Origin of the sequence: Paenarthrobacter sp. NPDC090517, from assembly GCF_044769165.1 — a bacterium.
Taxonomy (GTDB): domain Bacteria; phylum Actinomycetota; class Actinomycetes; order Actinomycetales; family Micrococcaceae; genus Arthrobacter.
Map to the genome: position 1 here is coordinate 1579614 of NZ_JBIVXN010000001.1, position 14005 is coordinate 1593618.

Below are 14005 nucleotides of genomic sequence, written 5' to 3' on the forward strand. Positions count from 1 at the left end.
AGGCCCCACAACAAACCGGGCGCATCAAGGAAGGGTCAGCAGGCGTAGCGCTCCGTGAAGTTCCTGAGCACCCGCATGGGTTCGGTCACGGATGACTGGCGGGCCGTCTCGATGAGTTCATCGGCAGTGTGGGGTGGGAAGTAGCCGGCGTTCTTGTAGATGTTGATACGGGTGATGAGGCCGTCGGCGTCCAATTCGGGGTGGAACTGCGTGGCGTAGAGGTTGTTCTTGATCCGGAACATGTGCACCGGGCACGCCTCTGAACTGGCGAGAAGCACAGCGTGTTCAGGGAGTTTGCTGCACGCTTCCTTGTGTCCAACGAAAGCTTCGAAGGTACGGGGGACACCGCGAAGCATGGGATCGCGTTCGCCGTCGACGGTCAGCGTGATCCGGGTTGCCCCCACCGCTTCCCCAAATCGGCGATCGATGACGGCGCCCTGGTGCACGCCCAAGGTCCCAACCCCGTAGCACGCACCCAGGAAGGGGAAGTCCTCGGCCACGATCCGGTCCAGCAGCGATGAGAGTTCCGTCTCAACCCGGATCTGGGCTGCGCTCTTATCCTCCACAGGATCGCTGGAGGTGTAAGGGCTGCCGCCCACGATCACGCCGGAATAATCGGACAGCTCAAGGGACGGCAAAGGCCCGGATTCCAGCCGAATTCGGACCAATTCCTCCGGTTTCAGTCCGCAGTATCGGAGGTACGCCTGGTACTCATCATCGGCTGCGGCATCCTCGGCGCGGGTGGCCAGTAAGAGAAAGGGCTTCACAGGCCCAGTCTGCGCGAGGAATGGCTGACGAACAAAGTGTGTTGCTACCGGGAGGGGGTTTCTGACAGAGACTCCCTCGCATCGCCGTGGCTGCATAACGTTGTAGGGATCCCTACGAAACCCCCATGACTCATCCCAGAGGAGCAAATCTTTGAAGCAGGACCCCGTGGCCATCGGATCGCCATCGCCCGAGGCGTCGCGTGCTGAAACGCAGCAACTGAAGAAGATACCGTGGGGCGGACTCTTGGTGCTCGCGGCTGCAGGTTTCACCGCGGTGACCACCGAACTCCTGCCTTCGGGTCTGCTCCCTCAAATCAGCCGGGACCTGGGAGTGGACGAATCGGCTGTGGGTTACCTGACTGCGGTCTATGCGGCAATCATCGTCTTCACGGCCCTGCCGCTCTCCCGGTTCCTTGCCGGACGGGTTCCGCGCAAGACCCTGCTCATCGCCACTGTTCTGGCGTTTGCCCTCAGCAACGTGCTCCTGGCGCTCAGCCCCACATTGGGTTGGGCGATCGGGGCGCGGCTCCTTGGCGGCATCGCGCACGGAATGTTGTGGTCCAGCATGGCGCCGTACGTGGCACGTATCGTTCCCGCACATTCCGTGGGCAAGGCCATGGCTGTTGTGTTCAGCGGCAACAGCATCGCGTTGGCCGTCGGCGCTCCCATTGGAACGCTGATGGGTTCACTCATGACGTGGCGGGCATCGTTCATGGTCCTTGCCGGAGTTGGTGCGCTGCTGGCAGTACTTGCGTTCTGGCTTCTTCCGGGGGCGCATGACCAAGCCAGCCAGAAGACTCCGTCCCTTAGGTCAGCCATGAAACTGCCCGGCGTAGTCGCCATCGCCATCGCTTGGCCGCTCTTGTTGCTGGCCCACTTCACACTATTCACCTACGTGGCTCCGTTCCTGCTCGCCTCCGGTCTGCCGGAATCCGCCACCAGCATTTCCCTGTCCGTCGTGGGAATCGCCAGCCTGGTGGGTATTTGGATTGCCGGCATGACAGCTGACTCCCGCCCACGCACCTCGGTGATTGCCGCCGTCGGACTCTTGACCCTTGCGTTTGCCCTGCTGCCTGCGCTCGGCGGCACCTGGGTGGGGGCGTTCGGGCTAATGACGCTGTGGGGCATCGCGTTCGGCGCGGTGGGCATTTACAACCAGGCTGCGATTCTCCGTGCAGGCGGCGAGCACAAGGATGCTGCCAACGGGCTCACCGTGGTGACCATCCAACTTGGTATAGCCATTGGGGCTGTCTACGGAGCCTTCGCCCTCACCACAGTAGGTGCCCAATTGGTGCCTCTGGCAGCGGCCCTGCCCACAGCGATCGCCTTGGTGATCATCATCGCCAGCCGTCGCGGTGGCTATCCGAGCGGGCCGCGTGAGAACCGCCGTTAACATTCCTGAAACATGGCAGTGACGTGATCTTCACGAACCTGGGATTTCTGTAACTTACCTGCAACTTAGCTCTTCTGAGTCGGAAACATAGCTCACCGAATATTGATCGGGGGGTTGGCGTGGGCCGGAACAACGGCCCCGTTTCGGACAGGCTCAATGAGAAGGGAACGCAGGTGGAGATCTCTGCGCAACACGTCTGGATGATGTTGTCGGCGGCAATGGTGCTGTTCATGACCCCCGGCCTCGGCCTCTTCTACGGTGGCATGACCCGAGCCAAGGCTGCGCTCAACATGATCATGATGAGCTTTATCTCGGCGGGCATCGTTGGCGCGGTCTGGGTCCTGTGGGGCTACTCGATGACCACCGGCGACGGCTTCCTCGGTCTGTTCGGCAACCCCTTCGCGCACTTCGGCCTGCAGGACCTGATCGGATCGCCCGATCTCATAAAGGCCGGCTTCGCCGCTACTTTCGCCATCATCACCGTTGCACTCATCAGCGGTGCGATCGCCGACCGCGCCAAGTTCGGCGCCTGGGCACTGTTCGTGCCGATCTGGATCACCGTGGTTTACTGCCCGCTGGCCTACATGATCTGGGGTGGCGGCCTCATGAGCGCCGGTGGCGCCGTGACCCAAATCTTCGGACAGGTCATCGACTTCGCCGGCGGCGCAGTGGTTGAGGTCAGCTCAGGAACCGCCGCTTTCGTCCTCGCACTGATCGTGGGAAAGCGTCACGGATTCGCCAAGGACCCCAACCACCGCCCGCACAACGTGCCGTTCATCATGATCGGTGCGGCCATCCTCTGGTTCGGCTGGTTCGGCTTCAACGGCGGCGCAGCAACCACGGCCGAGCAGGCTGGCCTCATCTGGATCAACACCCTGGTCACGCCGGCAGCGGCAATGCTCAGCTGGCTCGTGGTCGAGAAAATCCGTCACGGCCACCCGACGTCGCTGGGTGCGGCGTCCGGCGTCGTGGCTGGCTTGGTGGCCATCACGCCTTCCTGCGCCAACATCAGCCCGCTGGCCGCGCTTGGACTGGGCCTTGTTGCCGGCGCTGCCTGCGCATGGTTCGTTGACCTTAAGTACCGGTTCGGTTTCGACGACTCCCTGGACGTGGTGGGCGTGCACTTCGGCGCCGGCGTCATCGGCACACTTTCTCTGGGTTTCATCGCCTTCCCCACCGAGGGCACAGCCGGCGGCCTCCTTTACGGTGGCGGCCCGCAGCAACTCATTGCCCAGACAGTTGCCGTTCTGATCACCATCGCGTTGTCCGGTTTGGGCACGCTGGTGATCGGCCGGGCCATTCACAAGACCATCGGATTCCGGGTACCCCTGGAGCACGAAGTCACCGGCGTCGACCTCACCCAGCACGCCGAGTCCGCCTACGAGTTCGGCCTCACCGCCCACGGCCACTTCCGCCAACAGCAGGCTCACCTGTCCGCACTGATTACACGGAAGCCGGCTGCAGCCGCACCGGAAGCCAAGGAAGACAGCTTCGCCTAAGGGACCCCACACAAAACAGCGGCCGACGGCGGAAGTTCAGCCCCGCCGTCGGCTGCTGTTTGTGCCGTCCCCACCCAAGTAGGTAGCAGTTAATGTCGTTCTGACGTCTCAAAACGACATTAACTGCGACCCAGTTGGGCTAGCCGGAGCCGTTCCAGAGACGCTGCCACCACGTCCGTTTGCCCGGCGATTCGGGTTCCGGCTCAGGAGGTGACGCGGCTGCCCTGCGCTCCCGCCACTTTTCCACCTCGGCCTCCACGTCACGGAGCTTGGTAATCACGGGAGGTCCACCCTGCAGCTGGCGACGCGCCTCGATCACGCGTTTGTTGAAGTCCTCGAGGGTGTCCCTGACCTGCTTGTCCGTGTACTGCCGGTCCAACTTGGCGTCGAGCTCCGAGTCCTCGATCCGCAGCAAAATGGCGGGCGGGCCGATCCCGCTCAGCCGTTCGCGCTGGATGAGGCCCTTGACCCACCAATCGGGATCGTAGTGCTCCCCCAAGCCTGGGATTGGCTTGCCGGCATACTTCAGGTTGTCGAACTTGCCCTGGTTCATGGCGTCCCGGATGAGGTACTCAACCCGGGCAGCGTCGTCTACTTTGCGGCGTTTCTCGCGTTCTTCGGCATCCGCGGCCTCAAGCTCTGCATCTTCCTCGGCATTTCCGCCCCAGGAGCGCACCGCCCGCAGTTCCGCGCCCCGCTCGAGCTTCCGCCTGAAGGCATTGTTCTCAGCGTTCACGTTCCCGCTACCTCCTCGCACGGCAGCCCTCGCCTGCCGGAAATCGTGGTTCTGGTCCAGTATTCCGCACGTTGCTGTGGTTAATCCCCGTACCCCGGCACTCGTTGTTTGAAACCGGGCGAACCCTGTGCCGCTGCCACCCACTCTGAAATTGCGGCAGCCCCGACACGCCGTGATTCCGGTGTGTCGGGGCTGAATGCAGCGCAAAGTGGGTGGTGGCCGAACCTGCCGCCCGGCGCTCCAGGAGCTAAGTGCGGACGGCCATGCTCGGATCGAGTTGCTCAATGCCGTCCGGCGTCACCAGGACAACCCGGGCCGTGCAGATGTCGTAGAACAATCCAGTGGCCTGCACTTGACCGGAAGCCAAGGCAGGGCCGGTGACAGGGTGTTCTTCCAATTTCCGGAGTTGAAGGGCCACGTTAACCATGCTCAATTGGTCGAGTCGGCTATACCCCTCGGCCGAAGCAGCAAGCGCTACAGGGTGCCCGGCAAGCAACGCGGAGTAGCTCGGCCGCGCATGCTCCAGCCAGGCGTCGAAGCCGCCGCCCATATCGGCCGGAGCACCCTCAGCATCGGCAATGACCGCCTTCATCGCACCACAGTTGGAGTGGCCACAGACCACAATCGAGTCCACGGACAGCCCCTTGACGGCGAAGGAAAGTGTCGAGTCGATCGAAGCATCACTGCCGTCGTTGCACACCACGTTGCCGATGTTTCGGAGCGTGAGGAGGTCACCCGGTCCGCTGCTGGTGATCAGGTTCGGGTTCACCCGGGAGTCCACGCAGGCAACAAAAAGCGTATCCGGATTCTGTCCTTCAGTGAGGTCCTGCACCAGCGGACGGACCTTGTCCGCGTGCCGCCGGTGATACTTGTCGATGCCCAGGAGGATGGAGCGCAGGGGCAGCTGCCCGCCGTCGTCGCCGTCCTCTGATGTTGAACCGTCGCCAGACGGCAACCAGGAAGTACGGGGCGGCAGCGGGAATTCGCGCGGGTCCTGGCGCTGCGGGGTGTTGTCCTCGGCGTCGCTGAAAGCAGTGGTGCCGTGTTCTTCGAGGATCACCGACGCGCCGGTGTTGCGCTGCTGCTTTTGCCAGGCGACCAGGGCTTCGCGGAAGGCGTGATCGAGGTAGTCGGCGTTGAGTTCCACCACCACGTCCTGGCCTTCGGGTACGGAATGGAGGACGCGGTTGAGCCGGGGCAGCGCGAAGAAGCTGCACGAGCCGGCGATGGTGACGCGCCATGGCAGCGCTTCAGCAGAAGGTGCATGTGCATGGATTTGTGCGCGGAGCACCCGCCAGAGCACGCAGAGGGCGGCCAGCGCGAGTCCGATGATGACGCCCTCTAGCAGGTTGAGGGCCACGACGCAGACCAGCGTGACGCTGTAGACAAGGAGGTCGCCGGTGCGGAGGCTGGTGCGGATATCGGCAATTTTGATGAGCTTTGCACCAATGACCAGCAGCAGACCCGCGAGCACGGACAAAGGAATCAATTGGATGAGGCCGGCAAAGAGTGCAGAAAACACCAGGACCCACACACCGTGCAGGATGGCCGATGTGCGGCTCTTGGCCCCCGCTTCAACGTTGGTGGCGCTCCGGACAATCACGCCCGTTACCGGGAGCCCGCCGAGCATCCCGGAAACGACGTTCGCCGAGCCCTGACCGACGAGTTCGCGGTTCAGGTTGGTGCGCGAGCCGCCATGCATTTTATCCACAGCGACGGCTGACAAAAGCGACTCGATGCTCGCGATCAGTGCCACGGTAATGACAGCCATGGCCGCGGCCCGCCAGTTTCCCTCGGGCAGGCTGGGAAGCGCGATGGCATCGAAGATGGACCCGCTGAAGCTGATGCGCTCCACGCTTGGTGCGACCGCCACGGAAACGGCTGTCACGGCGACGACGGCGGCAAGCGGTCCGGGGATTTTCCGCAGCGCTGCGGGGAGGAACTTCCACGTCAGCAGAATTGCGACGACGGCCAGACCCAGCAGCGCAGAGTGGAGCTCAACATTGGTGATGGATGCTGGAAGCCCGGTGAGGTTTTCGATAGCTGAGCCCGCGGCCTGACCGCCGAGCAGTACGTGGAGCTGCTGGAGGATGATGGTAATCCCAATGCCTGCGAGCATCGCCTTGACCACCACCGGCGACACCGCCAGCGCCGCCCGGCCAATGCGGCTGACACCCATGAGCAGCTGCACGACGCCGGCAGCAGCGGTGATGGCGCACGTCACCTGCCAGCCGAACTCATCAACCAGACCGGCAACGACGACGGTCAGTCCGGCGGCAGGGCCGCTCACCTGTAGTGGGGAGCCCCCGAGGCTGCCTGCGACGATGCCGCCGACGGCTGCGGAAATGAGGCCGGCCATGACGGGGGCACCTGAGGCTGCGGCGATGCCGAGGGAAAGGGGAAGGGCAACCAGGAAGACGACGAGTGACGCGGGAAGGTCTGCCCCGAGGTTGCTCAGGAACGCGGGCTTAGTTCTCGGCGGGCTGTGCGAGTCGGCGGGCACGGTGGCGGCTTCGTTTGATTGCGGCATTGGTTCTCCTAGCTCGGGACTGCTGACCCTTCCAAGCTACGGAATCTGTCACTGTTAATGACAATGAGATGTGACAAGCATGACAAAGGCTGTGAAGATGCGCTTCATGTTGAGACCAAGGGGAACTTTCGCGGGGGTGGTGTGCGTTGAAGGTCCGGAGCTTTGGCCGCTTGGATGATTCAATGCGATCCGGATCACAAACGGTGCGCATCGGGCTGTAAACTTCGCTGGTTGAAGCGATAGTCGCGAATCGAATTATTGGGGGTTGAGCGTTGGCTGCTCGGGGTACATCCATGTCTTTTGTCGGTGCCACGGGGAGGCGTCTTGCTGCCGGGTTTCTCGTCTTGCTGACGACGGCTACCGTCCTCGTCGGAGTGGGAGTGGGAGTGGGGCCGGCGCAGGCTGACATTCTCACGGACCGGATCCCGGCCCCCAACAGTGGTGAGATGGTTTTCAATAGTACAACTGACGATGTTTACGTCGCTCAATGGATGGGCACGACTGTAACTAAAGTCAACGTACGCACCAAGGTTGCGAAAACTATTCCAGTGGCCGGCTATCCCGAGGACATGGCAGTAAATGAAAAAACCAACAAGGTCTACGTCACCCACTCGGGCGTTGGGCTGATCACTGTCATTGACGGTGCGACCAACGCAACAACAGAAATTGAGACTCCGAGGCTACTGAAAGCCATAGCGGTCAATGCTGTCACAAACAAGATCTACGCCGCGCACACCAACGGCGTAACGATCATTGATGGAGCCAGCAACTCCGTCACCACCGTGCCGATGACAGCCCCACGATACGCCCTATCGCTAGCCCTGAATACGGTCACTAACAAGGTATACATGGCTGGCGGAAGTGGTACGGAAATCACAGTCTTGGATGGTGCCACCAACGTATTGACACCCCTCGACATCGGAGGCTTCGGAGACTCGCTGGTGCTTAACGAGGCAACGAACAAGGTCTACATCAGCGGCGGCCACGGAGGGGACACTATCACCGTCTTGGACGCCAAGGACAATACAGTCCAGATCGTTCCAGTCGAGACCGGCACCCACCCAGGAATCATGGCAATAAACCGCCAGACAAACCGCATCTATGCAGCTAGCCATTCCGGAACACACCTCACAATGATCGATGGTGCAACAAATACGATCGAATATTTCCCCGTCGGCGAATATAGCTACTTCGCAGATATTGCGGTCAATGAGGCAACCAATAAGGTCTATGCCACCAGCGGAACGAGCGGCTATGTCTCCGTCTTCAATGGCTTGACCGGCAGTGAAGGAAAAATTCAGGGCGTTGGCTACCCTAGGGGAATTGCGATTAGCGAAGCCAACAATAAAATCTACGTGGCTGCTGCGCAAGGTAACGTGACAATCATCGATGGCAAGAACGTCAGCCCAATACTAACTTCCGGCACACCCCCGACCAACAGCAGGGTGGGCGACCGATATAGGTTCAAGTTCACGGCCACCGGATCACTTACTCCGCAATTCAGAGTGGCAGAGGGCACCCTCCCCCCAGGACTGACTTTGGAGTCGTGGAACCCGGACGGGTATCTCTCTGGTATTCCCACCACAGCAGGAGTCTTTACCTTCCGCATCGCAGCCACCAACACGTATGGGCCTGATGCGGTAAGTTCAGCGTTCACGATCACTGTCAGGCCCAAAGACATGACACACGACTTCAACGGCGACAAGAAGCCCGATGTTCTTTCCCGCGATGGAAATGGGAATCTATGGCTATACCCGGGTCAGGGCAACGGTGGCTGGCTTCCTCGAGTTCATGTGGGCCAGGGCTGGAACGTTATGACGTCCATCGTGGCCCCCGGAGACTTTAATGGTGACGGCAAAGCGGATGTGTTGGCACGGGATGCCAACGGCGCGCTCTGGCTTTACCCCGGCAACGGCGGGGGCGGCTGGTTCGGAAGAATCCATGTGGGCCAGGGGTGGAACTCGATGAGTGCCATCACGGCAGTCGGGGACCTCGACTTGGACGGAAATGCGGACTTGGTGGCACGTGACGCGAATAGCTATCTCTGGATCTACCGGGGCAACGGCAAAGGTAGCTGGCTTTCGCCGTCCAGGACCACCGACGGGTGGCATGTACTGACGACAATAGTGGGCCCCGGCGACTTCTCAAGAGATGGTGTTCCAGATCTTCTGGCCGTTGATGGGCCCGGGACTCTCCACGAATACACTGGTTCCCCATCGCCGTTCAACGATTTCTACGGTCCTACCCATGTCGGCTATGGCTGGAACGCCATGACCGCAATAGTCGGCCCCGGTGACTTCAACGGCGACGGCAACGTGGACCTCCTGGCCCGTGACGCCGGCGGAGCCCTCTGGCTCTACCCCAGCAACGGCCAAGGAGGCTGGCTCCCCCGCGGCCTGGTCGGGTCCGGCTGGAACGCCATGAACCTCATCATCTAGCACCAAAAACAAAGCAAAGCGGACGACGGCGGGAACCTCCCGCCGTCGTTCGCTTTCGTCGCGGGGACAGCAACACTGTCGCATATGTGATAGATGCCACGTATCGGTGGCTGGGCGTATAAACTTCGCAGGTTGACGCGATGGTCGCGCACTGAATTTTGGGGGTCGAGCCTTTGGCTGCTCTGGGTTTTTTTATGCTATCTGCCAAGAAAGTCGGCTGTCGGCTTTCCGCCGTAGTTGTGGCAGCGGCAACCGCCGCAACAGTATTGGTGGGAATAGCGGCAGCGCCAGCCAAGGCTGACGTTGTGGTTACAACAGTCCCGGCCGGATTGCGACCGTCCAACCTTGCGGTTAACACGGTCACAAACAAGATCTATGTGCCCAACAAGGACAGTCAGACCGTTTCCGTGATCGACGGAGCCACCAACCAGCCCAAGGTACTGATAACCCGTCCCAATCCTGAGACCGCAGTAATCAACTCCACAACCAACAAGATCTACGTAGGCCACAGCGACGGCTACATTACCGTCATTGATGGAGCAACAAACGCCTTCACCACCATCCAGACTGGTGGATTCAGCGCTGGCTTGGTCCTCGATGAGGCGAGGAATCGCGTGTACGTTCCTGCTGGTCCCAGCATCATCGTTATCGATGGAGCTACCAATGCGATGAGCTCCATCCCTATTGGGATCTACGCGAATAGCCTGGCTATCAATACTTCAGCCAATAAAATCTACGTCACCACTAAGCTCGAGGACTTCGCAGTAATCGATCTTGCGACCTCCCATACAACGCTCATCGAGCTGGCTTCGCCTGACGGCGACACCACCTGGATTGAGGACATCAAGGTGAATCGCGTAACCAATAGGGTATACGTCGCCCATTCATCCAAGAGCTGGACAACGCCCGGCAGCATCTCAGTAATTGACGGTGCAACGGACGTCGTTTCGACAATTTCGGTGGCCGCATACCCTAACCAAATTGCCATCAACGAGACGACAAACCACGTTTATGCAACCCATGCGGCGGGCAACCGCGGAGTGACGCGTATTGACGGCGGCACGAATGCTTCCACGTCGTTTCCTCTAGGTGCAACAGTCACGCACATGGCTGTCAACGATGCTACGAACAAGCTCTATATTTCCGGACACAACGGGTACTTGGCTGCACTTGACACGACGTCGATGGTCTCAGGGCAGATTCGACAAAATCAAAATAATCCGAGTGCCATCGCCATCAACAAAAAGACCAACAAAATCTACGTTTCGAATTATGAGACAGTGAACGTTATTGATGGCAGCTCTGTACCTCCAAGCTTTACATCAGCGACACCGCCAACCAAAGGCCAAGTCGGTTCCTTTTACGAGTATCAGTTTGCCGCAAAGGGTTCCTTGACTCCCCGATTCCGCGTCTCCGCAGGAACCCTTCCTCCGGGGTTGGCCTTGAATGATGCCGGGCTTCTTTCAGGGATTCCTAGAACAGCGGGCTCCTTCTACTTCAAAGTGGCTTCATCGAATGGAACAAATCCGGAAGCGCTAACATCCACACTTTCAGTCGCCGTCAAGAGTCAGGACATCAGGCACGACTACACCGGCGATGGAAGAACCGATGTTCTTGCTCGAGACGGCAGCGGAGGTCTCTGGCTCTACCCTGGGAACGGCCACGGCGGATGGCTGCCCCGCGCACAGGTGGGCCAAGGCTGGAACGTGATGACTGCGATCGTTGCCCCCGGAGATTTCAGCGGCGACGGAAAAGCAGATTTGCTTGCAAGCGATAAGGGCGGGACTCTATGGCTATATCCCGGGAATGGCGGTGGTGGGTGGCTGCCAGGAATCGCGGTGGGATATGGATGGAACACCATGGATCGGGTGGCAGCAGTCGGCGATTTCACCCTCGACGGAAACCCGGACATTATTGCCCGCACTATATGGGGAGGAATGATCATATTCCCCGGAAATGGTCAAGGAGGCTGGCTCCCTCAACGATCACCAGGTTCAATGTGGCATGGGGCGAACGCTTTCATAGCACCGGGTGATTTCAACAAGGACGGCTTCCAAGACCTTCTATTTACGGACTCGGCAGGCACCCTTAATTTGCACCCGGGTTACAAAAACTCTGATTTCCAGGATTGGAACTCTGCGACCATCGGCTATGGCTGGAACGCCATGACCGCAATCGTGGGCCCCGGCGACTTCAACGGTGACGGCAACGTGGATCTCCTGGCCCGCGAAGCCGGAGGCGCACTGTGGCTCTACCCCAGCAATGGCCAAGGAGGCTGGCTCCCCCGCGGGCTGGTCGGGTCCGGCTGGAACGCCATGAACCTGATCATCTAGCACCCAAAACAAAGCAAAGCGGACGACGGCGGGAACCTCCCGCCGTCGTTCGCTTTCGTCTGCCGATGCCACGTATCGGCCCTTCGCCATATAAACTTCGCAGGTTGACGCGACGGTCGCGCACTGAATTATGGGGGTCGAGCCTTTGGCTGCTCTGGGCTTTTCTACGTTATCTGCCAAAAAAGTCGGTCGTCGACTTTCCGCTGTGGTTGTAGCCGTGGCAACCGCCGCAACGGTCTTGGTGGGCATAGCGGCGGCGCCAGCCAAGGCTGACGTTGTGGTTGCAACGGTCCCTGCTGGACTGAGACCGTCCAACCTTGCGGTCAACCCGGTCACCAACAAGATCTATGTGCCCAATAAAGATAGTCAGACCGTTTCCGTGATCGACGGAGCCACCAATCAGCCCAAGGTACTGATAACCCGCCCCAATCCGGAGACGGCGGTGGTCAACTCCAAAACCAACAAGATCTACGTGGGCCACAGCGACGGCTACGTTACGGTCATTGACGGCGCAACAAACGCCTTCACCACCATCCAGACCGGTGGATTCAGCGAAAAGTTGCTCCTTAACGAGGCGACCAACCGTATCTATATCCCAGCAAGTACCACCACGGTGGTCATCGATGGTGGCAACAACTCCATGACCACGATCCCTATGTTGTGCCCTGCTCAGGCGCTGGCCCTGAACCCTACCAACAACAAGCTGTATATCAACTGTCGGATAGATAAGATTGCTGTACTCGATCTCACAACCTCTCGCCTGACCGCACTTATTGTTGGAACTTCCGACCAAGAGCTCACCTACATTGATGCCCTTGAAGTTAACACTGTGACCGGAAAGGCCTACGCAGCCCTCTCATCGGGCAACTATATGAAGCCCGGGAGTATTTCAGTCATCGACGGCGCAACGGACACGGCCACAGCGTTTCCAGTGAAGGCAAATCCAAAGCACATCGAAATCAACAGCACGACAAATCAGATCTTTGTAGCACATCAATCATCTCCCAGTGCAATGACGCGCATTGATGGTGCTACCAATACCGCAGAATCCTTTACCGCTGGCGCCTACCCGGTGCACACAGCCCTGAACGAAGCAACGAACAAGATCTACGTTTCAGGCAGCAACGGTTCAGTCGGTGTCGTCGACGCCAAAACGATGGCAACAGGAATAGTTCGCAATGAAGGTGGCTACCCTGGCGCTATTGCCATTAATGCCAAGTCGAACAAAATCTACATCTCAAATACAGAACGAGTCGATGTTGTGGATGGCCGGAACGTGGCTCCAAGATTTTCATCCGCCCCTCCGCCGACGACGGGCAGAGTCGGCTCCTACTACGAGCATCAGTTCGCTGCTCAGGGCTCGTTGACCCCCAAATTCCGCGTTTCCGCTGGCACTCTGCCTGCGGGTTTATCACTTGATGTCGCCGGCCTCTTAAGCGGTATTCCCACCACTGTAGGCACCTCCTCCTTCACAGTTACCGCTTCCAACGGAATCAGCCCCGACGCCGTAACCTCAACCTTTGCAGTCACCGTAAAGCCCACTGAAGTTCGGCATGATTTCACCGGCGATAGGAGGGCCGACGTTCTCGCAAGGGATGGCGGCGGGGCCCTCTGGCTGTATCCCGGCAATGGGTATGGCGGATGGTTACCTCGGACGCAAGTTGGCCAGGGCTGGAACGTCATGACCAGCATTGTTGCCCCCGGAGATTTCAGCGGGGACGGCAATGCCGACCTTTTGGCGCACGACTCCGCCGGGATTATGTGGATGTACCCCGGCAACGGGCGGGGCGGCTGGCTTGCCCGTGTCCAAGTGGGACAAGGCTGGAACGGAATGACTGCAGTCACGGCGGTCGGCGATTTCAACCTCGACGGCAATCCGGACATTTTGGCCAGCACTTCCTGGGGTTACTTCCGCGTATACCCAGGTAATGGCACCGGTGGTTGGCTGCCGCCCCGTGAGATAGACCATTGGTGGGGACCGGCCACAGATAAGTACATTGGCCCCGGCGATTTCACCAAGGATGGCTTTCAAGACGTTATTTCGAAAGACGCTCAGGGGTCACTGATTTTGAGACCCGGCTATAAGAACTCGGATATCCAGATTTGGAACTCTGCGACCATCGGTTGGGGCTGGAACGCTATGACCGCAATCGTCGGTCCCGGCGACTTCAACGGCGACGGCAACGTGGATCTCCTGGCCCGTGACGCCGGAGGCGCCCTGTGGCTCTACCCCAGCAACGGCCAAGGAGGCTGGCTCCCCCGCGGGCTGGTCGGGTCCGGCTGGAACGCCATGAACCTGATCATTTAGC

The 14005-nt window shown here is 59.8% G+C and carries 8 protein-coding genes; 5 read left to right on the forward strand and 3 right to left on the reverse strand.

Going from position 1 to position 14005, the window contains the following annotated elements; genetic code table 11:
* Positions 1-35: 35 nt before the first annotated feature.
* On the reverse strand, positions 36-767 hold the full coding sequence (locus ACIQTW_RS07265) for a glutamine amidotransferase (protein WP_402935411.1): 732 nt from the start codon (positions 765-767) through the stop codon (positions 36-38).
* Positions 768-933: 166 nt separating this feature from the next.
* On the opposite strand from ACIQTW_RS07265, the gene ACIQTW_RS07270 reads away from it, so the two are divergent.
* Positions 934-2160, forward strand: coding sequence for an MFS transporter (locus ACIQTW_RS07270; RefSeq protein WP_402936262.1), 1227 nt, complete (start codon positions 934-936; stop codon positions 2158-2160).
* A 173-nt stretch (positions 2161-2333) separates the two neighbouring features.
* Positions 2334-3659 carry an ammonium transporter gene (locus ACIQTW_RS07275; RefSeq protein WP_402936264.1) on the forward strand — a complete coding sequence of 442 codons (1326 nt, stop codon included), beginning with the start codon at positions 2334-2336 and terminating at the stop codon, positions 3657-3659.
* Positions 3660-3798: 139 nt separating this feature from the next.
* On the opposite strand, the gene ACIQTW_RS07280 is transcribed toward ACIQTW_RS07275, so the two are convergent.
* Together ACIQTW_RS07280 and ACIQTW_RS07285 are read right to left on the reverse strand one after the other, a co-directional pair.
* Positions 3799-4395 carry a DUF1992 domain-containing protein gene (locus ACIQTW_RS07280; RefSeq protein ID WP_402935414.1) on the reverse strand — a complete coding sequence of 199 codons (597 nt, stop codon included), beginning with the start codon at positions 4393-4395 and terminating at the stop codon, positions 3799-3801.
* A 247-nt stretch (positions 4396-4642) separates the two neighbouring features.
* Positions 4643-6925 (reverse strand): SulP family inorganic anion transporter, encoded by a 2283-nt coding sequence (locus tag ACIQTW_RS07285; protein ID WP_402935417.1) that lies wholly within the window; start codon positions 6923-6925, stop codon positions 4643-4645.
* Positions 6926-7218: 293 nt separating this feature from the next.
* Between ACIQTW_RS07285 and ACIQTW_RS07290 the strand changes: the two genes are divergently transcribed.
* The 3 genes from ACIQTW_RS07290 to ACIQTW_RS07300 all read left to right on the forward strand — a co-directional run bounded on the left by ACIQTW_RS07290 (position 7219) and on the right by ACIQTW_RS07300 (position 14004).
* Positions 7219-9363, forward strand: a complete 2145-nt coding sequence (locus ACIQTW_RS07290; RefSeq protein WP_402935420.1) for an FG-GAP-like repeat-containing protein — start codon at positions 7219-7221, stop codon at positions 9361-9363.
* A gap of 194 nt (positions 9364-9557) precedes the next feature.
* Positions 9558-11696: an FG-GAP-like repeat-containing protein gene (locus ACIQTW_RS07295; protein ID WP_402935423.1), complete on the forward strand. Its 2139-nt coding sequence runs from the start codon at positions 9558-9560 to the stop codon at positions 11694-11696.
* 217 nt (positions 11697-11913) lie between these two features.
* Complete coding sequence (locus ACIQTW_RS07300; RefSeq protein ID WP_402935426.1) at positions 11914-14004, forward strand: FG-GAP-like repeat-containing protein; 2091 nt, start codon at positions 11914-11916, stop codon at positions 14002-14004.
* The last annotated feature ends 1 nt before the right edge of the window (position 14005 follow it).

Bases quoted from the DNA above. Each gene is read 5' to 3' on its own strand.
- ACIQTW_RS07285 (WP_402935417.1), bottom strand. From the start codon at position 6,925: ATGCCGCAATCAAACGAAGCCGCCACCGTGCCCGCCGACTCGCACAGC.
- ACIQTW_RS07290 (WP_402935420.1), top strand. From the start codon at position 7,219: ATGTCTTTTGTCGGTGCCACGGGGAGGCGTCTTGCTGCCGGGTTTCTC.
- ACIQTW_RS07295 (WP_402935423.1), top strand. From the start codon at position 9,558: ATGCTATCTGCCAAGAAAGTCGGCTGTCGGCTTTCCGCCGTAGTTGTG.